The 24,736-nt window shown below is 36.4% G+C and carries 19 protein-coding genes and 1 tRNA gene; 9 read left to right on the forward strand and 11 right to left on the reverse strand.

Annotation, left to right across the window (positions count from 1 at the left end; translation table 11 throughout):
• Positions 1 to 207: 207 nt before the first annotated feature.
• A complete protein-coding gene (locus LB465_RS15360) occupies positions 208 to 2,343 on the reverse strand; it encodes a carboxy terminal-processing peptidase (RefSeq protein WP_224470809.1) in 2,136 nt (711 codons plus the stop codon).
• Positions 2,344 to 2,488: 145 nt separating this feature from the next.
• On the opposite strand from LB465_RS15360, the gene surE reads away from it, so the two are divergent.
• The 5 genes from surE (at position 2,489) to LB465_RS15385 (ending at position 7,402) form a co-directional block, all read left to right on the forward strand.
• Positions 2,489 to 3,271 carry a 5'/3'-nucleotidase SurE gene (gene surE / locus LB465_RS15365; protein WP_224470810.1) on the forward strand — a complete coding sequence of 261 codons (783 nt, stop codon included), beginning with the start codon at positions 2,489 to 2,491 and terminating at the stop codon, positions 3,269 to 3,271.
• Entirely contained in the window at positions 3,264 to 3,545 is a 282-nt protein-coding gene (locus LB465_RS15370; RefSeq protein ID WP_224470811.1) for a hypothetical protein, read from the forward strand. Before surE ends, LB465_RS15370 begins: the two co-directional genes overlap by 8 nt.
• A gap of 99 nt (positions 3,546 to 3,644) precedes the next feature.
• Positions 3,645 to 4,760 (forward strand): lipid-A-disaccharide synthase, encoded by a 1,116-nt coding sequence (gene lpxB / locus LB465_RS15375; protein ID WP_224470812.1) that lies wholly within the window; start codon positions 3,645 to 3,647, stop codon positions 4,758 to 4,760.
• A 3-nt stretch (positions 4,761 to 4,763) separates the two neighbouring features.
• Entirely contained in the window at positions 4,764 to 5,303 is a 540-nt protein-coding gene (locus LB465_RS15380) for a C40 family peptidase (RefSeq protein ID WP_224470813.1), read from the forward strand.
• Positions 5,304 to 5,356: 53 nt separating this feature from the next.
• Positions 5,357 to 7,402: a ComEC/Rec2 family competence protein gene (locus LB465_RS15385; protein ID WP_224470814.1), complete on the forward strand. Its 2,046-nt coding sequence runs from the start codon at positions 5,357 to 5,359 to the stop codon at positions 7,400 to 7,402.
• Positions 7,403 to 7,519: 117 nt separating this feature from the next.
• Here LB465_RS15385 and LB465_RS15390 read toward each other — a convergent pair whose 3' ends face one another.
• The 3 genes from LB465_RS15390 to LB465_RS15400 all read right to left on the reverse strand — a co-directional run bounded on the left by LB465_RS15390 (position 7,520) and on the right by LB465_RS15400 (position 12,300).
• Complete coding sequence (locus LB465_RS15390; protein WP_224470815.1) at positions 7,520 to 8,056, reverse strand: thioredoxin family protein; 537 nt, start codon at positions 8,054 to 8,056, stop codon at positions 7,520 to 7,522.
• Between the two features lie 156 nt (positions 8,057 to 8,212).
• Positions 8,213 to 10,123 carry a peptide MFS transporter gene (locus LB465_RS15395; RefSeq protein WP_224470816.1) on the reverse strand — a complete coding sequence of 637 codons (1,911 nt, stop codon included), beginning with the start codon at positions 10,121 to 10,123 and terminating at the stop codon, positions 8,213 to 8,215.
• A gap of 5 nt (positions 10,124 to 10,128) precedes the next feature.
• Positions 10,129 to 12,300 (reverse strand): S9 family peptidase, encoded by a 2,172-nt coding sequence (locus tag LB465_RS15400; RefSeq protein ID WP_224470817.1) that lies wholly within the window; start codon positions 12,298 to 12,300, stop codon positions 10,129 to 10,131.
• Between the two features lie 180 nt (positions 12,301 to 12,480).
• Here LB465_RS15400 and LB465_RS15405 point away from each other — a divergent pair, with 180 nt between their 5' ends.
• Together LB465_RS15405 and LB465_RS15410 are read left to right on the forward strand one after the other, a co-directional pair.
• Positions 12,481 to 13,800, forward strand: coding sequence for a hydroxymethylglutaryl-CoA reductase, degradative (locus LB465_RS15405; protein ID WP_224470818.1), 1,320 nt, complete (start codon positions 12,481 to 12,483; stop codon positions 13,798 to 13,800).
• Positions 13,797 to 14,714: a GYDIA family GHMP kinase gene (locus LB465_RS15410; RefSeq protein WP_224470819.1), complete on the forward strand. Its 918-nt coding sequence runs from the start codon at positions 13,797 to 13,799 to the stop codon at positions 14,712 to 14,714. The genes LB465_RS15405 and LB465_RS15410 overlap by 4 nt, the downstream gene beginning before the upstream one ends.
• Positions 14,715 to 14,934: 220 nt before the next feature.
• Here LB465_RS15410 and LB465_RS15415 read toward each other — a convergent pair whose 3' ends face one another.
• The 7 genes from LB465_RS15415 to LB465_RS15445 all read right to left on the reverse strand — a co-directional run bounded on the left by LB465_RS15415 (position 14,935) and on the right by LB465_RS15445 (position 22,581).
• Positions 14,935 to 17,055, reverse strand: coding sequence for a peptidylprolyl isomerase (locus LB465_RS15415; RefSeq protein WP_224470820.1), 2,121 nt, complete (start codon positions 17,053 to 17,055; stop codon positions 14,935 to 14,937).
• Positions 17,056 to 17,151: 96 nt separating this feature from the next.
• Positions 17,152 to 18,441 (reverse strand): hemolysin family protein, encoded by a 1,290-nt coding sequence (locus LB465_RS15420; protein ID WP_224470821.1) that lies wholly within the window; start codon positions 18,439 to 18,441, stop codon positions 17,152 to 17,154.
• Positions 18,441 to 18,638, reverse strand: coding sequence for a hypothetical protein (locus tag LB465_RS15425; protein ID WP_224470822.1), 198 nt, complete (start codon positions 18,636 to 18,638; stop codon positions 18,441 to 18,443). Before LB465_RS15425 ends, LB465_RS15420 begins: the two co-directional genes overlap by 1 nt.
• Positions 18,631 to 19,203, reverse strand: coding sequence for an LPS export ABC transporter periplasmic protein LptC (gene lptC, locus LB465_RS15430; RefSeq protein WP_224470823.1), 573 nt, complete (start codon positions 19,201 to 19,203; stop codon positions 18,631 to 18,633). The genes LB465_RS15425 and lptC overlap by 8 nt, the downstream gene beginning before the upstream one ends.
• A gap of 1 nt (position 19,204) precedes the next feature.
• A complete protein-coding gene (locus LB465_RS15435; protein ID WP_224470824.1) occupies positions 19,205 to 20,578 on the reverse strand; it encodes a tetratricopeptide repeat protein in 1,374 nt (457 codons plus the stop codon).
• A gap of 21 nt (positions 20,579 to 20,599) precedes the next feature.
• The gene (locus LB465_RS15440; RefSeq protein WP_224470825.1) at positions 20,600 to 21,853 is read right to left on the reverse strand and encodes a hypothetical protein; all 1,254 of its coding nucleotides are present in this window, start codon (positions 21,851 to 21,853) and stop codon (positions 20,600 to 20,602) included.
• The gene (locus LB465_RS15445) at positions 21,850 to 22,581 is read right to left on the reverse strand and encodes a type III pantothenate kinase (protein ID WP_224470826.1); all 732 of its coding nucleotides are present in this window, start codon (positions 22,579 to 22,581) and stop codon (positions 21,850 to 21,852) included. Before LB465_RS15445 ends, LB465_RS15440 begins: the two co-directional genes overlap by 4 nt.
• A gap of 106 nt (positions 22,582 to 22,687) precedes the next feature.
• Here LB465_RS15445 and LB465_RS15450 point away from each other — a divergent pair.
• Together LB465_RS15450 and LB465_RS15455 are read left to right on the forward strand one after the other, a co-directional pair.
• A tRNA-Phe gene (locus tag LB465_RS15450) sits at positions 22,688 to 22,760 on the forward strand.
• A gap of 929 nt (positions 22,761 to 23,689) precedes the next feature.
• Positions 23,690 to 24,355 (forward strand): response regulator, encoded by a 666-nt coding sequence (locus LB465_RS15455; RefSeq protein ID WP_224470827.1) that lies wholly within the window; start codon positions 23,690 to 23,692, stop codon positions 24,353 to 24,355.
• Positions 24,356 to 24,736: the final 381 nt, after the last annotated feature.

Consider the following 24,736-nt stretch of genomic DNA (forward strand, 5'->3'; position numbering starts at 1 on the left):
AATTTAAGCTTTTCGAAACAAAATTCTTTCCCCGGAAGTTCAATAGACTCCTTTAAAAGAACCTGAACCTTACAGGAAAAAAACTTTTATCTGAAAAGCCTTTGAGACTTCAACCTATATCTGATTGATTTGCTCCCATTTAATTAATTATCGCACATAAAAAAGCGCCTCATTACTGAAGCGCTTTTACTTTATTCTGTAGAACAACTAGTCTCTTACTTTCGCTAATTTATCTTCTCTTATATTATTCTTTCGCATATCAGATAGCACGTGAATTGCTTCTTCAACGTAAACATCCCTGCTTAAATTATTGTGCCAACGATCTCTTTTTTCCTTTAAAATAGTATCATTTTCGAACATCTCCTTTTCATAAGGTAAAGAAGTAAAAGTCAGGTTAGTCTTATAATCGTTTATAGAATCAAAACTTTTTGCCATTTCCTGGTTTCTTTCTGCGGTTGCCGCGTATTCTTCGAAATTAAGGGAATGAAGACTATTCTCACTTTGATCTTTAATCCATTTTGCGTGCTGCTCTATTCGCTCTAATTGCTCATTAGAGTTCATTCGGGCTTTACTTTCAGTAATAGTTTTATCAAAACCTACATAACCATCCCAAACTTCATATTTAGCTGGGTCTATCTTATCCCAGGGTAAAGGATTATCCTGATCTTTCTCTCCAATATCTACAAAGCTGTAACGATCTGGTACTACTACATCACTTTTTACGCCTTCCAATTGGGTAGAACCGCCATTCACTCGATAAAACTTTTGAGTAGTAAGTTTAAGTGCACCTACATCTCCATATTCATTACTTCTCAACCAACGGTTAAGGTCTATTACATTTTGAACGGTTCCCTTACCATAAGTTTGTTTACTTCCTATAATAATAGCACGTTTATAGTCCTGCATTGCCGCCGCCAAAATTTCTGAGGCAGATGCTGAAAGTTCGTTCACCAAAATTACAAGAGGACCATCCCAAAGAACAGACGGATCTTCATCTGAAAGCACATCTTTTCTTTGTCCGTTAGATTTAACCTGAACAATTGGTCCTTCTTCAATAAAAAGACCTGCGATATCAACAACAGTTTTTAATGATCCTCCACCATTATTTCTAAGGTCAAGGACAAGGCCGTCCATATCTTTTTCTTTTAAACGAATAATATCTTTTTTAATATCTGAAGCAGCATTACGCTCTTCATAATCTTCCATATTAAAGTAGAATTTAGGTAAATTGATTATCCCAAAATTCTTTCCTTCCTGCTCTACCATAGCAGTTTTAGCATAGGTTTCTTCAATTTCAACAATGTCACGGGTTAAAGTGATTTCCTGAATATTGCCCATTAGCTTTTTACGAACGGTTAAGGTAACCTTAGAATCTTTTGGGCCTTTAATTAGGTCTACTGCATCTTCAAGACGCATACCTACAATACTCACGGGGTCTTCTTCATCTTCCTGTTGCACTTTTAAAATCTCATCGCCCTCAGAAAGCTCTTCACTTCTCCAGGCAGGACCTCCAGATATAACTTCGGTTACGGTAATATTGTCGCTTTTCTTTTGAAGTCTGGCGCCAATTCCTTCCAGTTTTCCAGACATCGCAATATCAAATCTATCTTTATCCTGAGGAGCAAAATATAGCGTATGCGGATCAAAAGATTCAACAATTGAATTTAGATATACTGAAAAGTAATCCTTGCGCTCAAGATCATCGGTGAAATCATAATATTCATTTAAAGAATTTAAAGTAACCTCACGGGCTTCTTTTTCTAATTCTTCTTTAGATTTCATTTCATAATCTGCATCCTCTTCCTTTTTCATTTCTTCCTCTTCCACTTTGTCGTGATAAGTGATAAGGGTAGAAAATTTAAGTTGCTTTCTCCAGCGCTCCTTTAGTTCTTTTTTTGAAGATACATATTCAGCTTCAGAAAAATCTGTATTTATATCTTCGGCTTCAGAATAATCAAAAGGTTCCTCCAGAATTTCTTTATAGATTTTCCGGGCTTCTTCAGATCGCTTTAAAAGTCGGTTATAAGTAAGGTCAAAAAAGTCAATTTCCTTCTCCTTAACCTGATCGTCTATTTTATCCCTGTATTCATCAAATTCTTTAATATCACTGGCATAAAAGAATCGCTTAGACCCGTCCAGGCCTCCAAGATACTTGTCGTAAACCTCTTCAGAAAATTCGTCATTAATCTCCCTTGCATCGTAGTGCCCTTCGTTGAGAACATAGGTAATAAGGTCTATAAGAAGTTTATCTTTGTTAGGGTCGTCGAATTTTTTAGTCGTAAAACTACAGGAGGTAGCTGCCATTAAAAGCACCACCACCAAGATTTTAAAATTCCTTTTCATAAATAGCATAAATTTCATCATTAACAGCTCTCCAAAATACATTAAAAATTGTGCCAATAAAGCTAATAGGTAATAATAATTTGTTAAACTACTAAGATAAGGTTTCTTACTGAAATTACTATTTTAGCTCTATAAAAAACAGGCTATGACAAAGAAGAAACCATTAATATTGGTAACTAACGATGATGGTATTACCGCTCCCGGAATAAGAACTTTAATTGAAGTGATGAAAGAACTGGGTGATGTAGTGGTTGTGGCACCGGATAGCCCTCAAAGCGGAATGGGTCACGCCATCACCATTAGCGACACTTTATTTTGTGAGCAGGTTACTATTAAGGAGAATTATAAGCATAAAGAATACAGCTGCTCGGGCACCCCTGCAGATTGCGTTAAAATTGCCACACAGGAAATCCTGCACCGCAAACCCGATCTCTGCGTGAGCGGAATTAATCACGGCTCAAATTCTTCGATAAATGTAATTTATTCGGGAACTATGAGCGCTGCGGTAGAAGCCGGTGTAGAAGGAATTCCCGCAATTGGTTTTTCTTTATTAGATTATTCTTTAAATGCCGATTTTGAACCGGCCCGAAAATATGTGAAAGCAATTACCCGGAATGTCATTAAAAACGGTCTTCCAAAAGGAGTGGTTTTAAATGTGAATATTCCTAAACTTCCTGCTTCAGAAATTAAAGGAATGAAGGTTTGCAGGCAGGCAAATGCCCAGTGGGAAGAAGAATTTGATAAAAGAACAAATCCGCAGGGCAGGGAGTATTACTGGCTCACCGGTAAATTTGTAAATAAAGATGAAGGTGAAGATACTGATGAATGGGCGCTGGAAAAAGGTTATGTTTCGGTTGTACCTGTGCAATTTGATCTAACAGCACATCATTTTTTAGACGATTTAAATAATTGGAAGCTTAATGATTAAGCAAAACATTTTTATAGGATTTTTAACCGGAATTTCTGCTAATATTGGCGGTATTCTCCTTTACATTCTGCTTTTTTCTGAAATGGGAATAGACGAAACTTTAGACAATGCTATTGCCGAAGGTTATATTGGTAAGCTCATTGCGCTAGGAGCAATTTTAAACTTCCTGCCATTTTTTGTATTTCTTCGGAAAAAACAAATCTATCACGCAAGAGGCGTACTTTTAGCAACAATAATTGCTGCCATTACCACATTTATCTCTAAAATTGTCTAAATGAAGCCAGCAGGCTGCTGGACCCAAAAATTGGCAACGCACAGATATATGATTATAAGTCTGTGCCTAATTCCAAAATTGGGATAAAAAATTATAAAGATGAAATATTATATTATAGCAGGAGAAGCTTCGGGAGATTTGCATGCATCTAACCTGATGCGCGCTTTAAAACAAACTGATTCACAGGCTGAATTCAGATTTTGGGGTGGTGATCTTATGCAGGAACAGGGAGGCGAGCTGGTAAAGCATTATCGGGAATTGGCTTTTATGGGTTTTGTGGAAGTTCTTTTTAACCTGAAAACCATTCTCAAAAATATTTCATTTTGCAAGGAAGATATTAGCGCATATAATCCCGATGCGATCATTTTTATAGATTACCCCGGCTTTAATTTAAGGATTGCTAAGTGGGCTAAAGAGAAAGGTTACCAAACTCATTATTATATTTCACCACAAATTTGGGCATGGAAAGAAAACAGGATTGATGCGATAAAAAGGGATATAGATCATATGTATGTGATCCTACCGTTTGAAAAAGAATTTTACGAAGAAAAACACAATTTCCCTGTTCACTTTGTAGGGCATCCCCTTATCGATGCGATCGGCCAAAAAGATCTACCCAATGTAGCTGCGGTAAAGCAGGAATATCAATTAGACGAAAGGCCGATAATTGCGGTTTTGCCTGGAAGCCGAAAACAGGAGATTTCAAAAATGCTGGAAGTAATGTTAAGCATCACTCCAGATTTTCCAGAATATCAATTTGTGATTGCGGGTGCTCCGAGCCAGGATGCTGAGTTTTATGCTCCTTTTATTAAGCAGAAGAATATCAAACTCGTGATGAATAGAACATACGATGTGCTAAGCCTTTCTCACGCCGCAATGGTGACTTCAGGAACTGCTACCTTGGAAACAGCATTATTTAAAATTCCCGAAGTTGTTTGTTATAAAGGCAGCTTTGTTTCTTACCAAATCGCCCGCCGAATTGTGAACCTGGACTATATTTCGCTGGTAAACCTGATTATGAATCGCGAAGTAGTTAAAGAACTTATTCAGAACGATTTTAATACGAAAACCCTCAAAAAAGAGTTTAAGAAAATACTGGAGGAAGAAAATCGCACAAGGATCTTTAAAGATTATTTTGAACTAGAAAGAAAACTGGGCGGAAAAGGCGCCAGCGAAAAAACCGCCCAACTTATAGTAAGCGCGATTAAAAATTAATCTATGCAGAAAGTTTTTAAATTACTTTTTTTTGGCTTTTTTATCCTAAGTCTTATTTCCTGTGGAAGCTCCCGCTCAAAGGTTATTACCACTAAAAGTGAAGATAAAAGCTCTGAAAGAGTTTCTCACTCAAGAAATACTGAAATTGAACCCACGGATAAAAAAGTCTATAACATTATTTCTAAAGCCAAAAGTTTTGAAGGCACGCGCTATAAATATGGTGGTACTACTAAACAAGGCATGGATTGCTCAGGACTTATCTACACTTCATTTTTAGAAGAAGATATTGCTATTCCAAGAACTTCCCGCGAAATGTCTTTAGAGGGGAAACGCCTGTACTTAAAACAGGTAACTCCGGGTGATCTCCTATTTTTTGAAACCAATAAAAACCGAAAAGTAATTAATCATGTTGGTTTGGTGGTAGAAAGAGAGCGAGACAATATTTATTTTATCCACTCCTCCACCTCCCGTGGTGTTATTATTTCTTCCCTTTCAGAATCTTATTGGAATGGCGCTTTTGTAATGGCACGTCGAATTTTATAATTTTTAGTATCTTCAAAAGATAATTGCCGCCCTACGAAATAAAATTAATAGGGATGCAATTTCTGAATTTCACCATAATCAAAATTACAATATTCCTAATCCTGGGAATAATCACCGGTTTTTCAGTGGAAACACCCGGCATATCACTTTTTATATTTTTAGGCTTTCTTCTTTTGATTTTCTGCTTGGCATTTTTAAGGGCGCGTAAACAATTATTTGATGATATTTTCTTCGGAATATGCACGTGGAGTTTAATTTTCACCCTGGGAGTTGCGGTAGCTTATCTACATCAGCCAAAGAACCAGCCGAAACATTATATAAATCTTGAAAATACTGAACCTGAAATAATACAAATTCGTATTACCGAAAGCCTGAAACCAAACCTTTATAATGAGCCTTATCTCGCTGAAATTGAAAGGATTTTTTCAGAAGAAAGCATTATTTCAGCAAAGGGGAAAATCTTATTAAGTATTTCAAAAGATTCGCTTCACAAAGAGTTAGCACCGGGAATGAAAATAATTGTTCCATATAAACTAACAAATATTACTGAACTGCTAAATCCATATCGCTTTAATTACCGAAACTATATGCAAAAGCAGCGGGTAGAAAAACAATTGCAAGTTAGTAATTCTGAAATCCATATTTTACCAGACAAAACAGAATCCCCTGTTAGTCTTGCTTCAAATTTTAGGGAAAGGATTATTAGAAAACTTTCGGAAACTAAGATTAAGAAAAATGAATTGGCGATAATGCAGGCGCTATTACTAGGGCAAAGACAGGAAATTTCAAGGGAAATTTACGAAGAATATGCAGCGGCTGGAGCTATTCATATTTTGGCGGTTTCCGGGCTTCACGTGGGGATTATCTTACTCATTTTAAACTGGCTTTTTAAACCGCTTAATTACTTCAAAAACGGACTTATAGTAAAAACTCTGCTTTTAATTTCACTAATGTGGGGGTTCGCTGTCCTAGCCGGGCTTTCTCCCTCAGTAGTTCGGGCGGTTACTATGTTTTCTTTTATCGCTATCGGGATGCAAATGCGAAGAAAAACCAGTGTGTTAAACAGTTTATTTATTTCACTCTTTATTTTACTGCTCATTAACCCATATTTTATTTTTCAGGTAGGTTTTCAACTGAGTTATCTCGCGGTTTTTGCTATTGTCACCATTCAGCCTAAACTTTTCAAGCTTTGGCAACCCCGGTTTAAAATCACAAAATATTTCTGGGGATTAATGAGTGTAAGTATTGCAGCTCAAATTGGCGTTTTACCTTTAAGCTTATTCTATTTTCATCAATTCCCGGGCTTGTTCTTTCTTTCAAACCTGGTGGTTTTACCGGTGTTGGGAATTATCTTAGGACTGGGGATTTTGATTATTTTACTCGCTTTACTGAATTTTCTCCCCGATCTTTTAGCCCAAACCTACGGAAAGCTTATTAGCTTAATGAATCAATTTATCAGCTGGGTTGCGGGAAAAGAAGAGTTTGTTTTTAGGGATATTCATTTTAATATTTGGCAAAATTTAAGTGCCTACTTGCTTTTTTTCTTTTTCATTCTTTTAATCTATCAAAAAAGCTTCAGGAACCTGGTTTTCTTTCTCTGTGGAATTCTTTTATTTCAGGGAAGTATGTTTTATAGTAAAGTGCATAATTCTTTTCAAGAAAGTATTGTCTTTCATAAACCCAGGAAGACGATAATTGGTATTCAGAAAGATAAAAAGCTAATACTCCATCATAATTTAGAAGATGAGATTCAGCAAGAAATTCGGCTAAAAGATTATAAAACAGGAAGGGATATTCATCAAATTGAAGAGGAAGACATTCCCGATGTTTTAGCCCTTTCGGAAGCCAGTGTTTTAATTATAGACAGCAGCTCAGTTTACCAGCTTAAAGATTTTCGACCTGACCTGGTACTACTTCGGGATTCACCTAAAGTTAACTTAGAGAGGCTTATTAAGCATTTAAACCCTGAAATAATTATTGCCGATGGCAGCAATTATCATAGTTATGTAGCCCGCTGGGCAGAAACAGCCAGAAAACAAAAAGCCCGCTTTCACCATACTGGTAAAAACGGGGCTTTTCGCATCTCTACTGAACCTTAGGGTCCACTATCAACTAACACTTAAATCTTACTCGATAATCGAGACTAAATACACTTCCGATTATCTCGAAACTGAAGTTTTTTTCAACCTAACTTCGTTAAATTTTGCTAAGTTATTTTATTTAAAAGAACCTTTAAAATTCTCCTGGTATTCGGCAAAAGCTTCTTTTGAGGTCATTTTTTTATATTCATCTTTAGCAAAAAGCTTCAGATATAGTTCCAGCTGCTGAGGCGTTCTGTATCCCGGAATAGGAGCGATTAAATTCGCTTCCTCATCAAAGAAAACAAGACTGGGATAACCCGAGATTTTTAAAGCTCTTGCAAGTTGATGCGAAGAATTTCTACCTTTCTTTTCAGGATCGTATTGTGGGTTTTCAAATACCTGACCTTTAAAGTCAATTTTCTTGGGACCTTCAGCATTAAACTTCACCGGATAGTAATTCTTATTTACAAATTCAATCACATCATTATTGGTAAAAGTATTTTTATCGAGCATTTTGCAGGGACCACACCAAACGGTATAAGCATCCATAAAAATCTTTTTTGGCTCTTCTTTTTGAGCTTCCAAAGCCTCGTTCATACTCATCCAATTAATTTCCTGAGCCTGGGTGTTTATTCCTATAAACAGAAAAACTACGGTAATTATCCTAATCATATATTATTCTTAAAATTTACTCGCTAATCGAGGTTTAAATGCTCCGGGACTAGTCTCAAACCTATAATTCCTTGTGATCTTGCGCCGAGGTAATTTACATTAAACAAAAAACGTTCCTAAAATTAAGAACGTTTTTTGTTTAATGTCATTTTTAAGTTATTTACTATCTCTTTCAGTATCGGCAATTTCATATTGCTCCTGTTCCAGCATTTCCCTTTCATTATCTTCAGCACCGTGAGTAAGGCGCTTTAAAGGTTTTAGCATGAATATCACTATTAAACCAAAGACCGTAGTAAATATGGTAATACCAATAAAGGTTCTAAACTCTAATTTAGTTTGAACTTCTTCGATAACAAAATCGCCATAATATCCAACTTTATCTTCTTCCTGTCTAAAATTAAGCATCACGTGATAAGGATCCTGAGCGGTTGCCCCTTCCTCTTTCAGGTTTGCTATAATTTCTGATTTCCGCTCTTCACTTTCAAAGTTCATGAGTCCCATTACTGGCTCACCAGATTCCATATTCGTTACTGCAATCTCATTATTTTCCAGATAAACAAAACCATTAAAGGTGAAATCATTTTTATTCTGAATTATGGAGTCATTTAATTGCAGTCTATTAGCCACATCATCGGATTCTGTACTTAATTGAACAGTAGCTGGTTCCCCCTGAGAGAATTCACCAATAAGTCCCGCCATTTTATTTCCAAGTCCTGTAGCAGCAAAATAAACACCCATCATAAGGGATGCATATTTAACCGGCGCCAGTTTGGTAATAAATGAAAGCGCAACCGGGGAAGAACAAAGTTCTCCAATAGTATGTAGTAAGTAAGCCAATACCAACCAGTACATAGCCGATTTACTTTCAAATGCTGAATATTCTTGTGAAGCTATAGCCATAAATACAAAACCGAGTCCCATAATAATTACCCCGGTAGCCATTTTAAAAATTGAAGAAGCTTCTTTATTCTTCAACTTTCTTTTTGCCCAGAAATTCGCTACAATTACTCCAAAAATAATAATGAACATAGCATTTAAGGACTGAAACCAGGTTGCAGGCACTTCGTTACCAATAAGTGGCAAGGTTACCGAAAGTGTTCTGTCAGTTTTATCGGCTGCATAAATATTCATTAATCCTCCGGCCTGTTCGAAAGCTCCCCAGAAAACAACTACCAGCAGGAATGATAAGATCATAACTACATACCGGTCTTTCATTACTTGTGTAGTAAGATCCTTATACACCATAAGCATCAAAGCGATTACCAGGGTTAAAAAGATGAACAATAGACCAAACGGAATAGATTCTACAATTAGAAAATATATAGAACCTACCATCAAAATTGAAGTAATAGTAAGTTGTATAGGAGATTTTAATAGTTCACTAAACATTTTACTAAGAGAAGCTCCTTCGCTTCGCTCAACCTTAGATAAAAGGTTACCAACATTTACTAAGTATTTTTGGCCCCATAGGTAAACGATAAGTCCAAAAGCCATTGCAATACCTGCAAGTCCAAAACCATAGTGCCAGCCAATATTTTCACCAACATAACCAACAATTAAACTGGAAAGAAAAGCACCAAGATTAATTCCTATATAAAAGATAGTAAAACCTTTATCTCTTCTTATATCGCCGGGTTTATACAAACCTCCAACCATAGTAGAGATATTTGGTTTAAGCATTCCCACCCCAATAATAATTAATGCAAGTCCCGAATAAAAAGCCCACATTTCTTCCACGGCTAAAATACCATGGCCGGCTACAAGGATAATTCCACCCCATAACACCGTTTTCTTTTGGCCTAATAATTTATCGGCTATAATCCCTCCCGGAATAGAAGCCACATAAACTAACATAGTATACCAACCGTAAAGGGCGATGGCTTCACCACCTGTCCAACCAAGACCTGCGTTTCCACCGGTTGTTGCACTTACTAAATATAAAACCAGGATAGCACGCATTCCATAATAGGAAAAGCGTTCCCACATCTCAGTGAAAAATAAAATATATAAGCCTACCGGATGCCCAAATAATTCCTTTTGTGGAGCTCTGTTTGTTGCTGTTGCCATTTAGATTATAGTTTTTCTTTGATAAAATCAGTCATCATTGTGTATAGGTGTAATCTAGTGTTTCCACCGTAGATTCCGTGGTTTCTATCAGGATAGATCGCCCAGTCAAACTGTTTGTTAGCCTGTACTAAAGCTTCAACCATTCTCATGGTATTCTGAAGATGTACGTTATCATCTCCTCCACCGTGAATTAAAAGATAATCTCCTTTTAACTTTTCTACGTGATTAATTGGTGAATTTTCATCATAGCCTGAAGGATTTTCCTGTGGAGTAGTCATATATCTTTCGGTATAGATAGTATCGTAAAATCTCCAGCTAATTACCGGCGCTACAGCTATAGCCATAGAGAAAGTTTCGTTTCCTTTTAAGATGGCGTTAGAAGACATAAAGCCACCATAGCTCCATCCCCAAATTCCAATTCGGTTTTCATCTATATAATCTCTTGCTCCAAGTTTTTGTGCAGCAGCAATTTGATCTTCCACTTCGTATTTACCAAGTTCATTTTGAGTCACTTTCTTAAAATCTGCTCCCTTAAAACCTGTACCACGACCATCTACGGTTGCTATAATATAACCTTCATTAGCAAGTAACTGGTACCAGTAATCGTTTGTACCGAAGTAAGAGTTAGAAACCGACTGCGAACCTGGTCCCGAATATTGAAACATTAATAATGGATATTCTTTATTCTCGTCAAAATCGTTTGGCTTGATCATCCACATATTAAGCTCATTACCATCCACTTCAATAGTGCTTAGTTCTTTTGGAGTAAAGTTATAAGCCGCTTCTTTTTCCAGTAAAGCCGAATTATCTTTAATCTTTCTTACAAGCTTTCCATTTTTAGCATTGTGAAGTGTGAATTCATAAGGAGTTTCGGTGCTTGTGTAAGAATTGATAAAATAGGTATAGTCTGCGCTAAAATCTGCGCTGTTCATTCCTTCTTTTTCTGTTAAACGGGTTTTGTTTTTACCATTAATTTTTATGGAATATACATCGCGGTTAACGCTTCCGTTTTCTGTACTTTGATAAAAGATTTTCTTAGAATCCTCATCGTAACCATAATAGTTGGTCACTTCCCAGTTTCCTTCGGTAACCTGGTTTTCTAATTCGCCATCTTCATCATACAGGTAAATATGGTTCCAGCCATCTTTTTCGCTGGTCCAGATAAAGCTGTTATCCTCAAGAAAAGTCAGGTTGTTGGTGATATCAATATAAGCTTCATCGGTTTCGTTCATTACCACTTCAGCCTCATTATCTTCAACATCAACAAAAATTAAGTCTAAATCGTTTTGGTGTCTGTTTAAAACCTGAACGCTTAAAATTTCAGCATCCTGTGTCCACTTAATTCTTGGAATATAAAAATCTTCATAATCTCCTAATGCTACTTTTTCACTTTCTTCAGTAGCTAATTCATAAGTGTACAGGGAAACTTCAGAATTAGTTTCGCCCGCTTTCGGGTATTTAAAAACGTGCTGGGTTGGATATAAATCCTGACCAAACATATCCATTGAAAATTCCGGAACTTCGGTTTCATCAAATTTCAGATAAGCTAAATGAGTTCCGGTTTTATTCCAGTCGAAAGCTCTTACAAAAGCAAATTCTTCCTCATAAACCCAATCGGTAACCCCATTGATTATCGCATTTTTTTTACCGTCTGTTGTTACTTGCGTTTCTTCGCCTGAAGCAATATCGTAGGTATAGATATTATTTTCGAAAACATAAGCCACTTTAGAAGCATCGGGAGAAAAAGTAGGCTCCTGCACTTTATTGTCACTTAACCTGGTAAGGTTTTTATCTTCGACATCGTAGATATAGTAAATTCCGCGGGACGAGCGTCTGTAAATTTGTTCCAGTTCTGTAGAAAGTAAAATCTTATCCTCATTTTCACTAAGTTCAAATCCCTGAAATCCGGAAATTTCACTAAGATTTTCACTGTTTAATAGGCTTCTAACTTTTTCCCCGCTCTTGTAAGAATAAACATCTATACTAGTAGTATTGGCATCGCGGTCGCGATTTAAAACCAGGTATTCCTTACCATTATCTAGAGATTGTAGGGATTGTAAACGTTCCTGTCTAAAGGTGCCGTCGTAAATTTCTTCGAGGCTAATTTCTTTATCCTGCGCGTAAATTGTTGAGGTTGCTGCTATTAACAACCCAACCAGTATTTTGGAGAACTTCATAAAATTTATAGAATGAATTTTGATTGCCAAGTTTACTAAATTTTCAGCAAAAAAAGTAGGTTTTGAGTGTTAAATACTAAGGATTTGTTAAAGAAATATTCTCCTATATTTTCTAAAAACCGAAAACCCGCTTCCCTTAAATAACAATTGTATCTTTGCCCACTATAAATTAGCTTAAAAATGACAAAACCTATCAGCGGCTTTTCCAAACTTAACAAAAAGGAAAAAATAGACTGGTTGGCTGAAACCTACCTGAAAGACCGCCCCGAAGATGTGGCAATTCTTAGACAATACTGGAACGAAGATTCCAGGTTACAACAGCTACACGACGAATTTACCGAAAATACATTATCAAATTTCTACCTGCCTTTTGGCCTGGCACCGAACTTCCTGATTAACGAGGATCTTCTTGCTATTCCTATGGCTATTGAAGAAAGCTCAGTAATAGCAGCGGCAAGTAAAGCCGCGAAATTCTGGAGAACCCGTGGCGGATTTAAAGCTGAAGTTATAGACACCAAAAAGATAGGTCAGGTTCATTTTAATTTCTTCGGAAATAAAGAAAAGCTGGAGCACTTCTTTAAAATTACAAAACCAAAACTTCTGGAATCGGTAAAACCCATTACCCGAAATATGGAAAAACGCGGCGGTGGAGTTCTAGACATAAAGCTGAAGGATAAATCGTCTGAAATAGCAAATTACTACCAGCTGCATTGCGAGTTTGAAACGAAAGATTCTATGGGCGCGAATTTTATAAATTCCTGCCTCGAAAAATTTGCTGAAGTTTTTCAAGATGAAGCCCAGCAGTATACCGATTTTACTGCTGAAGAAAAGAATATCGAAATAATCATGAGTATTCTTTCCAACTATGTGCCGGAATGTTTAGTGAGAGCTGAAGTTTCCTGCCCGGTGGAAGACCTGAATGAAAATAAAGATTTAAACGGTAAAGATTTCGCGAAGAAATTTATTCAGGCAGTTAATATTGCTGAAGTTGAACCTTATCGTGCCGTGACCCACAATAAAGGAATCATGAATGGGATTGATGCCGTTGTGCTTGCTACCGGAAACGATTTTAGAGCAGTTGAAGCAGGCATTCACGCTTATGCCGCTAGAAACGGAAAATATTCCAGCTTAACACACGCCAGCATTGAAGATGGCATTTTTAAATTTTGGATAGAAATTCCATTAGCGCTGGGAACCGTTGGCGGATTAACGAGCTTGCACCCATTAGTAAAACTGGCTTTAGATATTTTACAGCAACCTACCGCCAGGGAATTAATGAAAATTGTAGCCGTTGCCGGACTTGCGCAGAATTTTGCTGCGATAAATTCCCTTACTACTACTGGAATTCAGCAAGGGCATATGAAAATGCATTTAATGAATATTTTAAATCAGCATAAAGCAACTGCAGCCGAGAAGAAAATACTTGTCAAATATTTCACGAAAAATACCGTAACCCACAGCAGCGCTGTGGAGGAATTGCAAAAATTAAGAAATTCATGAAAGAGTTTTACAGCAACGGAAAACTTTTAATTACCGGGGAATATGCGGTTTTAGAAGGCGCAAAGGCTCTGGCTATTCCCACAAAATTTGGTCAGTCGCTGGAAATTAAAGTTTCTGAAGGAAAAAACATTCAGTGGAACAGTTTTGATGAAAACGAAAAACTTTGGTTTCAGGGTAAGTTTAATTTCAAAAACGGAAAAATCGAATTGATCTCTGGGGAAGAAAATACCGGAAAAAAACTTCAACAAATATTAAATGAAGCCCATTGCCTAAACCCCGAAATATTTTCTGGAGAAAAAACCGGAATTGAAGTAAACACCCGATTGAATTTTAATAAAAAATGGGGTTTAGGGACGTCTTCAACCTTAATCAATAACATTGCAGACTGGTTTGCAATTGATGCCTACAAACTGCTTAAAAACACCTTTGGTGGCAGCGGTTATGATATAGCTGCGGCACAGAATAATCAACCGATAACTTATCAAATTACCGAACATGGCCCTTCGGTTTTAAAAGCTAATTTTTATCCTGAATTTTCAGAAAATATATTTTTCGTTTACCTAAATGAGAAAAAGAACAGCCGCGATGCAATCGCACACTATAAAACTTTACCAGAGGCAAATAAAACCGGACTTACAGAAAAAATATCTTCGCTAACAGAACAATTTATAAATTGCAAAACGCTAACTGAATTTGACCTTTTAATCAATATTCACGAGACTTTACTGGCAAAAGCATTGCAAACACCAAAAGTAAAACAAGAACGCTTCCCAGATTTCCCAGGTGCAGTTAAAAGCCTTGGTGGCTGGGGTGGCGATTTTGTGATGGTAACAGGGGGAAAAGAAGAGGTTTTTGAGTATTTCAATAAAAAAGGTTTCAAAACGATTTTTGCATTTGAGGATATTGTTCTTTAAATACCGGTGCTTAAGAGCCTAGACCCTGAAACAAGTTCAGGGTGACTAAGGGTTACAATTCACAAGATAATCTGCAAATTACTAGCAAACGAGTTAGCGTCACTCCGTTCTTAATGACATCTCTGTTTTAATTTTATTTCTAAAGATCGAAGTAAAAAACTATATAAAAAAAGCCCCAGTAAAAATTACCGGGGCTTCCTATATCTAAACGCTTATTCTACTAGTAGAATCTTGCGCGATTGTCTTCAATTTCCGCTTTTTCACGAAGTGCTTCAAACAGTCTTTCAGAAGCATTTTGTCTTCTTTGCGCAGTTTCCTGTTCTGCAATTCCGCTATAAGAATTCATAGCCGGCGCCTCATTTTTGCTTTCAAGCTCTACAACGTAAACCCCGTTATTTCCTGCGATAGGATTGCTCACACTTCCCGGTTCCAAAGCAAATACAGATCCTACTACTTCCGGTTCTCTTCCTGCACCCGGTAATGTTGGGCTGGAAAGATTTACTGCATTTGCAGTCTGTACCATTGTATTATTATTAGAAGCGATCTCCTGTAGGTCTTTACTATTAATTCTTTCTTTTAGGATTTCGGCTTTCTTTTGTTTTGTTAGAATAGGGATTACTTTAGAAGAAGCATTTTCTGCAGTCATCAAACCTTCTTTGTTCTTAGCCGTTAATTGAGCTACAACATATCCCGAAGGAATATCAAAACGTCTAATATCACCAACGCTAGCTTCATCTTCAAAAGCCCACTGAACAATTCTTCTTTGTTGCCCAACTCCCGGAATATTTTCATCCAGTGCTTTTACATTATTAACGGTTCTAATATTATAATCACCTTCATTTGCTATTTCAGCAAAATCTCCGTCACCTGCAGCAATCTCGAATTTGGTAGTTTCGTTAAACAGGTTATTTCTTGAACGTTCTGAAGCTTCTACTTCTCTTGCGATAGTTGCAATTTTAACTGCTTTTTCTCTTTCAGTTTGCTCTTCAATATGAATTACGTGATAACCAAAATCGGTTTCCACAACACCAACATCTCCCGGGTTATTCTCTAATACATAATTATCGAATTCTGGAACCATATCGCCAGGGCCAAAATAACCAAGGTCTCCCCCATCTTCACTGTTTGAACGGTCTGAAGAAAATTCAGCAGCCAATTCGTCAAACTTATCTTTATTTCCTCTTACCACATTTGCAAGGCTATCGGCTAAAGCTTCTGCTTCTGTCTTACTTCTGGTTACATCTGGAGCAAATTGCTGTCCCTGGTAAGCCACAAGAATATGACTTGCTTTTGTTGAATCTGGTATTTGTTTGGTTTCAACTAATTTTGATATTTTGAAATATCCATTATGTTGGTACGGCCCAAAAGTCTCTCCTTCTTCTATAGTAAAAAGCTCATCGGCAAATTCTGAAGGCAATTCATTTTTGAATACAAACCTATCTTCGTAAGGAAGATCTGAATTTGCTTCAACAAAATCTTCATAATCATTAGTACTATTGAAACCAGGAAGGGTATCATTGCTGCTTGTTACCGCGTTATATTCTACACGGCTATCCAGTAAAGAAGTTAAAGCTTCTTTAGCTTCCTGTACATCTTCATCTGAAGCTTTTTCTTCAAAATAAACATACCTGAGGTTTCTTGAAGCTTCTGTTTCAAACTGAGAAGAATTTTCTTTAATATAATCTCTAATTTCATCTTTAGTCACCTCAACTTCATCGTCTGAAACAGAAGAATAAGGCAATTGAACAAAACGAAGGTCTACGCTGTTATTCGCAAAACGGTAAGCCTGCTCAGCCTCGGTAATGGTAGCACCAATCCCGGCGGTTACCATAGAGAAATACATATTCTGGCGGGCCATATCACCCATATTGCTCTCCATTTGCAACCATTGCTGGTAAGCTTCCGGTTGAGTAGATCTTATGCTTGCAATATATTCACGAACACGGTTCTCGTCAAACATCCCGGCTTCGTTTCTAAAAGCAGGATTATTCCCCATTTGCATACGCATCACCTCTCTAATTTGAGCTTTACCGGCTCTTATTCCAAGCTTTTCCATTTCTTCTTTAAGAATGGTTTCGCGAAGTGTTTGTTCCCAAACCTGATTTACCGCCTGAGCAGTACTCGCATTGGAGCCCATGTTACGCTGATATGCTTCTACCTGCCTCGCAAAATCTTCCCTGCTAACCTCTTCATCATTAATAGTTGCGATGGTATTTTGATCTTTTTGCGAAGAAAAGCCGCCGTTACGAATCACATCTGCAAGGACAAAAGAAAAAAGTGCCAATGCAATGATGATGATTAAGAAAACAGAACGTTGTCTGATTTTATTTAATACTGCCATTTGTAGTTGTTATTTTATCGAAATATAGTGGGCGAAAATAATGTTTTTAACCTAATTATAAAACTTATAATTAGCAAAATATTAACTGATCGCTATTTAATCTGCAGGTTTTATTTTTAATTCTACCAATTCTATTTTGGTATTGGAAACTTCCAGTATTTTAAATAAGAAATTATCTATTTGTAATTCCTCATTTTGTTGCGGAATTTCCTCGGTATGATTTACAATATACCCTCCAAGAGTTTCATAATTTTCACCCTCGGGGATATTGAATTTATAATTTTCATTCAGGTAATCTACTTCTAACCGGGCAGAGAATTTATAATGTTCTTCAGCCAGTTCTTCTTCGGTAAGAACTATAGGGTCATGTTCGTCCTGGATTTCACCAAAAAGTTCTTCTACAATATCCTCTACGGTAATCATTCCACTGGTACCACCGTATTCATCTATAACCACGGCAATACTTTTACGCTTTTTAGTGAGGTTATTTAAAACATCTTTCACCCACATAGTTTCGGGCACAAAAACAACCGGTAACAATATAGATTTTATAGATTCCGGCTTTTTAAAAAGCTCGAATGAATGAACATAGCCAATAACATCGTCTATGGTTTCGTTATAAATTAAAAGTTTTGAAAGTCCGGTTTCTGTAAATGTGTTTACGAGATCCCTGGGAGCCTGGTGTTGATCTACCGCAATAATTTCGGTTCTTGGAACCATAACTTCCCTGGCTCGTATATCTGAAAACTGCAGGGCATTTTGAAAAATTTGAATTTCAGAATCTACTTCATCATCATCTTCGACGGTTTCCATTTGCTCATTGATGAAATTTCCCAGTTCAACTTTACTAAATGCAAGTTGCACTTCGTCTCCTTCGGTTTTAAAAAATCTTTTCAAAATAACATCTGAAACCCATATTACGAAAGAGGATATAAAACTGAAAAGCAAATAAAAGATATACGCCGGAACCGCGAAAAATTTCAACATGGTGTTCGCGTAAATTTGAAAAAACACCTTCGGAAGAAATTCAGCAGTAAGCAAAATTACAAGCGTAGAAATTATTGTTTGGGTAAATAAACTTAGGTCTACGATAAGATATTCTAAGAAAGCACTATTTAAAGGCTGAAGCCCTTCAAGCCAAAGCATAAGTAAATCGCCCATAAAAAACCCGTAAACCACCAGTGCAATGTTATTCCCCACCAGCATGGTAGCGATAAATTTCGAGGGTTTTTTGGTTAATCTCTTAAGAATAGTCGCTAGAAAATCGTTTTGGCGTTTTTCAATTTCAATATAGATCTTGTTAGAAGAAATATACGCGATTTCCATCCCGGAAAAGAAGGCAGATAAAATTAAAGAAAGGACAATGATAAGAATTTCAACTTCCATTACTCCTGCTTGTTACGCTCTTCAATTTTTCGTCTAAATCGCCTTTTAAAGAAAAACATTAAGATAGATATAACCACGAAAAAGATGAACAAATATGCTCCGCTGCGCTCAGTATTCCAGATTCTAATACTCTCATACAAGAAAAATGCAGCTATAAATAAATAAGCGTATTCAAAATATTTATAATATTTACTCATCTGATTTATTGTCTTTTATAATTTGGATTCCCACATTGGTTCTAGAGCGAAAATTACCGAAATTTTGATTAGCATCAAAACCTTCACCATCGTTGATAGCGCCATTGGGAAATTTAATAGTATTAGGCTTATCGGTAAACACCCAGTTTATATTTTGATCCCAAAACAATTGCGAGGCTTCCAGGCGCATACTATCTGCCGTAAAAATCACCACATTCCCTTGCATATCTATAAGATTAGTGCCATCGTAAATAATCCCATAATCAGAAGTTACTGTACTTTTCTCATTATTTTCGTCATAAATTTCCAACTCCAACCCCTCCGGGAATTCGCGATAAGGAAACTCTTTATTTGTAAAATCCATCATCTTGGGGCTTTTTAAATTAGCCACCATTCTGCCTGAATCGGTATACTTAAGGTTAATTCCCTCGGCTATAGCTTGTGGAGCATCACCTTCAATTTCCAAGGCACGAATCTCATTAAGATTACCCTGACATGAAAAAAGCATTGTCACGCCGGTGAGCGTGACAATGCCTGTTATTATTTCCTTATATGTTAATCTCATATTACATTTGTGGGATACGCACGGTTTCCCCAATCCAACATCCAATTTGTATTGCTTCACCGGCACTTCTACCTTGTTGAAACACATCAGATTTTTGTGGTGCTCTACCTCTATAGGCTGTAGCAGTTTGATTTGCATTAGATGCGATAGAAGGATCTACTCTTGCGGCTCTGGCAGCATAATCTGCAGCTAACCAGTAAACAGCTCTTTTATCAAAAGAAGTCTCTCCACAATTGTTAGCACTCTGGGCTATCATATTAGAGATTTGCAAATATGCATTACCTAAAGATGGTTTAGCATTAAGTGCTTTTCTATAATAATTTCTGGCTTGAGAAAAACTACCTCTTTCTTTATAGTTAGAAGCAATTCTATAGTAAATTCTAGCCTGATCGTTAGGATCTTCTTCTAATTCTGCAGCTTCGTTATAGTATTCTAAAGCTTTAGCTCTATCGCCATCGGCTTCAGCCAACTGACCTAAAGAGTAAGCAGAATTTGCAGAAGGCTCTAATTGGTGCAATGCTTCAGAAACCTGGAAGAATAATGGATCTTCGGTACAGTCTTTAGCAGACAGTCTCGCGTTAGCGTTCTGCAACCAGTTTACATCAGATTTTTTCTCTTCAAAATCTTTATTATAAAGAGGGATCAAATTATCACAATCTGCTCTTGCTCCTAATTTAGCATTGATACTTCCTTTTACAAGGTTGTAGTTTTTCAGATTGATTTCTGCATAATTAATTTGTTTTTTTTCTTTAGCAGTAAGATCTTCACCTTCTTCTTGTTTCTTCAAAAGAGGAGCTAATCTTTCAGCAGCATCATTTTCCTCTTCTTCAATTTTTGCTAACACCTTATCATAGCTATCAAAAACATCCTGAAGTTCTCTATCACCAGCATCTTGCATTTCTACCATAAGGTCGAAATACGCATACAAACCTTTAGGGCTAGTAAAGTTTTCACGATCCTCTACATAAACTTTATCAAAAGCATTATATAATTCTTCCTTAGTACCTAATTTATGGTCGTATCTTAACTGAGCGATATCAGAATAAATTTTTCCTTTAGAAGTTTTATTTGGAAACAATTCTAAACGCTCTTCCCAAAGACTAATAAGCTCTTCAATAAACTGCTCCTTTTCGGCACCTTCAGCGTTCTCAATTTTATAGTTAAGAGCACGTTCACCATATTGGAAAGTAGCCAAACTATATTTAGGGCATTCCTCCCTTACTTTCATTAAAGGTTCATAAGCGGCATCATAATTTTTAGCTTTAGCATCGTCATAAGCCAAAGCAGCCATTGTTGCACAATCATTAGACTGCGCGCTTAGAACACTTGAACCTAAAACGGCTCCCGTAATTAATGCTATAAATCTCGCTTTCATTTTCTTGTTTTATTATTGTGGTTAATTAAATTTTCTTCTTTCAAACCATCTTCTGGCTTCGGTAAGGGAAAGCCCTACTGAAAGCCTAAAGAAATCTTCCTGAATTAAACCTGAATCTGTGGTACCGCGCTGTCCATACTCAAATCCAAGGTTTATATTAGAAAATCCCGGTCCTACAGGTAGTCCAACTCCAAAAGTGATGCCAAACTCATTAATGCCCTGATTATTGATATTTAAACCTGTCTCTTCAAACCTGAATCCCGCACGGTATACAATACGGTTAAAATAATTTGTAATTGAATTATATTGCGGAATAAAATACCCACCAAATTTATACTGCGCAGCATTTGCAAAATTTGCATTTCCGCCACCGGCATTGTTTACGTCTAGATAAGAATTATCATCGGTGCTTACATACTCACCACCAAAGAACCATTTATTAGGCCTTCCCAATCCTAAACCAATTGTGTATTTAGCCGGCAGAGTTAATTCAGAGTCTGCAACATCTATATCGCGCTCTTCTACTACTGATTCGCCACCGGTTGATGAAAAAGCAATAGTGGCTAACTGCCTCGAATTTTCAGCATCTATTGTTGTAGTTGGTGAATAAGTCGCCGCTGCATGTAAATTAAGTCCATTTTTTAATTTTTGCTGAAAATCGGCACCAAAATTATAACTAAAGCCCAAAAGATCTGATCTACTCACATCCCTGGAACCTAATTGCACCTCTTCCCTAATAAGGGTTCTTCGATTTTGAAGATTTCCAAAGTTATAATTTGCATCAATCCCAAGGCTTAAAGAAGGAATCACCTGGTATCCTGCTGAAAGAAAAACTTTATTCATTCCGCCACGGCCTTCCAACCTGCTGGCAACATCTTCTCTAATATCCAGAATTTGATATCCTACCGAGGTATATGGTAAAACTCCGAAAGCAAAACCAAGATTTCCTCCTACCGGCACCCCAATTGCCAAATAGTCTAACGAAGAAACTTTTGCGTTATCTTCTGCACCATCTGAATTTAAGGTTAATCTTTCGTGAGATCCTCCCAATGCATAAGTAGTTCTTCTTAACCTCCCGTAACCGGCAGGGTTTCTAAGGTTAAGGTGTATACTGTCTGAAAACATACTTAAACCACCCATAGACCTGTTTTCTACAGTTCCTTTAAAAGTGTTAAGTCCAATTCCGTAGTAAGAATAGGGCGAAGATACATTCTCCTGAGCTGTAGCAACAACTGTAAAAAAAACAGCTACGATTACTATAAATCGTTTAATCATTGAGTCTTGTTAAATTCTAAAATGTAGTTTAATCCCTCTAAAAGAAAATTCGGGTTGGCAAATATGCCATTTTTTACCCGCTTTGACAAAATTTGCGTATCCCCTCCTGTTAAAATTATTGTTAAATATTTATAATCAGCTTTATAGCGATCAATTATTCCGTCAAGCTCGGCTGCAACCCCGTTCAAGACGCCAGATAAGATACTATTTCGGGTAGAATCACCAATTAAAGCAATGTCTTCCTCCAATTCGATTAAAGGAAGCTTGGCCGTAAAATAATGAAGTGCTTTTAATCGCATTTGCAAACCGGGAGAAATAGCTCCTCCTAAATAATCATTCCTGTCATTTTTAAAATCGAAGGTAATACAGGTTCCAGCATCAATAATTAGCAAATTTGTATTTTTATAATCCTTTACTCCTGCGCCCACCAAGGCCAACCGATCCTTTCCCAAAGTTTGAGGAGAGGTATATCTGTTTTTAAACGGAAGTTTAATGTTTTCATCTAAAACAAAGAGTTCAGTCTCTTTGTTTAGAACTTTTTCAATCTCTGAAGTATCTTTTACTACTGAAGAAAGGATAGAAAAGGCTATTTCCGGATAGTCTTTCCTTATTTTCTGAAATTTTTTAGAAAAATTTTCAAATGAACCTATGTAGGTTTTCAAAAGTTTAGCATCCTGAAAAACAGCAGCTTTAATCGAAGAATTCCCAACATCAATAATTAAATTCATAGTAATTTGGTTGTGTCAGCTAAATTACAAAAGCATTTTTTTAATTTTTCCTTTGTGAGATTATAAAAATGGATATATATTTGCAACCGCTTATAACAAAGCAACTGGTGCCTTAGCTCAGTTGGTAGAGCAAAGGACTGAAAATCCTTGTGTCCCTGGTTCGATTCCTGGAGGCACCACCTTAAAAGCCCGATGCACATAGTGTTTTCGGGCTTTTTTAATTATAGGGTGTTAGCAAATATTCGGATCAAGCCTAATTGTTGTGTTTATACAAAAATTGTAGTTAATCTATACAGGAAGAATTCTATACTTTACAAAGATGAAGCATTATTATTGGGGTTAATTAATGAATCTTGGGTAACTCTCTAAACTTTACTAAAAACAAAAAAGCCTCTTTCCGAATACACGGAAAAAAGCTTCTCATTGGTTAGCCAAATCCACACAACATAGGATATAACTGGCTAACTACACGCCCTGAATAAACAGGACAAACAACACAACTTAATTTTAGAGCAAAAATTTATTTAAAAAACTTTTGCAACAGGGTCTAAACCCAAAATTTTATTTCTATAACCGAAGAATTAATTCGGTTACTCATATTTAAGAACTATCTCTAATAAACCCTAAGGTTACAAAGAGGGCTGGCAAATATACAATATCTTCTTTTTATTAAACAAATAAAAATCTGGGTTTCCTCTGGTACAAAGTAATTACTGGGATTTAAAAAATTAAATAGAACGCAATGCACCAAAAGCCGTTGGCTTATTTTATTTTTGGGCTAAGAAGCACTTTTATTTTGTATGTTTTGGTTTAATTTTTCCGCTTTTGGCTTGTTAGGAGTTAGGAATCAAAACCGACGATAACATACAATAAACCGATTCGGTTTCTTATTTTTATGAAAAAGCTAAAGAGACCGATTTCCTTCAGCAGAGAATCAGTTTTTACAATAAAGGGCTTCAACAAAGTTCAATGCAAGTTATTAAAAAACGGAAATGGATTACAAAATGTGGAAAACCGTATTTTTTCTATAAATGGAAAACTTATTTTTGACATCTGAAAAGGGAAAAGGATTAAAAATCATGATCCGTATTCCATTATAAAAATTATCATGTTTAAAAAAGTCCTTGTTGCCGAAGATATGGACAGTATTAACCAGGCCGTCTCCATAGTTTTAAAAGATATCGGTATTGTGGACGTTTCACATTCCCAATATTGTGATCAGGCCTGGTTGAAGGCAAAAAAGGATATCCAGGATAATAATCCTTTTGATTTACTTATTTGCGACCTCTCTTTTAAACAAGATTTTAGAAAGGAAAAAATAACTTCGGGACAGGAACTTATTTCAATACTAAAAAACGAAGATCCCAACCTAAAGGTAATTGTAAATTCTATAGAAGACCATCCACAAACCGTTCGAGATTTATGGAATTCTGGTAATATCGATGCTTATGTTTGCAAAGACCGCAACGGACTTAAAGACCTGAAAGAAGCAATTAGGTGTGTAAGCAAAAATAAAAAATACAATTCACCTTCCATTGAAAAAGCACTCACACAAAAAAATCTGCTTAGCCTCAATGAATTTGAAATAAATATTGTGAAATATCTCTCCAATGGTTACACTCAGGACGAAATAGAAAGAGAACTGAAAAAGAAAAACATTAAGCCCAGCAGCAGAAGCGCCATAGAAAAGCGTTTAAAAGAGTTACGCGAAGAATTCAAGGCAAATACCAACCCGCACTTAATCGGGATAATGAAAGACCTTAAATTGATTTAAAAAAGCAATTCATCCTCTTTAGAATTTCGAAGAAAAAACAGTCGACAGCCCACACCTTCCTAATAATCCCTAGACCAACCCTATTTTCTATAAAAAAAACCACCTACTGGCTATTTCGGAGTGATGGTGCCACCTGTTTCGGTCAAACAGTGCCACTTTGAAAGATACTGCAATTATATAAAAAATTAATGTTACTCGTTCTTTAAAGCTCCTTTTCTTAGTGATTCTCCTTTGTTATGGAAAGCTATACATAACAAAGGTTATGACAACAATATGGTTATGTAAAGCCCGATGTAAAGCGTGTTGATTTATAGCATATTACGTTACAACTTTACATTTAGGCTTTACATAAAAATTATACTTTACCCAATCCTTTCAGCC

The sequence above is a fragment of the Salegentibacter lacus genome (genome assembly GCF_020164555.1).
GTDB classification, from domain to species: domain Bacteria; phylum Bacteroidota; class Bacteroidia; order Flavobacteriales; family Flavobacteriaceae; genus Salegentibacter; species Salegentibacter lacus.

Coding starts and splice junctions, on each gene's coding strand:
- lpxB (WP_224470812.1), top strand. CDS start 3,645: ATGAAATATTATATTATAGCAGGAGAAGCTTCGGGAGATTTGCATGCA.
- LB465_RS15435 (WP_224470824.1), bottom strand. CDS start 20,578: ATGAAAGCGAGATTTATAGCATTAATTACGGGAGCCGTTTTAGGTTCA.
- LB465_RS15410 (WP_224470819.1), top strand. CDS start 13,797: ATGAAAGAGTTTTACAGCAACGGAAAACTTTTAATTACCGGGGAATAT.
- LB465_RS15400 (WP_224470817.1), bottom strand. CDS start 12,300: ATGAAGTTCTCCAAAATACTGGTTGGGTTGTTAATAGCAGCAACCTCA.
- LB465_RS15385 (WP_224470814.1), top strand. CDS start 5,357: ATGCAATTTCTGAATTTCACCATAATCAAAATTACAATATTCCTAATC.
- LB465_RS15380 (WP_224470813.1), top strand. CDS start 4,764: ATGCAGAAAGTTTTTAAATTACTTTTTTTTGGCTTTTTTATCCTAAGT.
- LB465_RS15425 (WP_224470822.1), bottom strand. CDS start 18,638: ATGAGTAAATATTATAAATATTTTGAATACGCTTATTTATTTATAGCT.
- LB465_RS15390 (WP_224470815.1), bottom strand. CDS start 8,056: ATGATTAGGATAATTACCGTAGTTTTTCTGTTTATAGGAATAAACACC.
- surE (WP_224470810.1), top strand. CDS start 2,489: ATGACAAAGAAGAAACCATTAATATTGGTAACTAACGATGATGGTATT.
- LB465_RS15395 (WP_224470816.1), bottom strand. CDS start 10,123: ATGGCAACAGCAACAAACAGAGCTCCACAAAAGGAATTATTTGGGCAT.
- LB465_RS15405 (WP_224470818.1), top strand. CDS start 12,481: ATGACAAAACCTATCAGCGGCTTTTCCAAACTTAACAAAAAGGAAAAA.
- lptC (WP_224470823.1), bottom strand. CDS start 19,203: ATGAGATTAACATATAAGGAAATAATAACAGGCATTGTCACGCTCACC.
- LB465_RS15420 (WP_224470821.1), bottom strand. CDS start 18,441: ATGGAAGTTGAAATTCTTATCATTGTCCTTTCTTTAATTTTATCTGCC.
- LB465_RS15415 (WP_224470820.1), bottom strand. CDS start 17,055: ATGGCAGTATTAAATAAAATCAGACAACGTTCTGTTTTCTTAATCATC.
- LB465_RS15360 (WP_224470809.1), bottom strand. CDS start 2,343: ATGAAAAGGAATTTTAAAATCTTGGTGGTGGTGCTTTTAATGGCAGCT.
- LB465_RS15455 (WP_224470827.1), top strand. CDS start 23,690: ATGTTTAAAAAAGTCCTTGTTGCCGAAGATATGGACAGTATTAACCAG.
- LB465_RS15370 (WP_224470811.1), top strand. CDS start 3,264: ATGATTAAGCAAAACATTTTTATAGGATTTTTAACCGGAATTTCTGCT.
- LB465_RS15445 (WP_224470826.1), bottom strand. CDS start 22,581: ATGAATTTAATTATTGATGTTGGGAATTCTTCGATTAAAGCTGCTGTT.
- LB465_RS15440 (WP_224470825.1), bottom strand. CDS start 21,853: ATGATTAAACGATTTATAGTAATCGTAGCTGTTTTTTTTACAGTTGTT.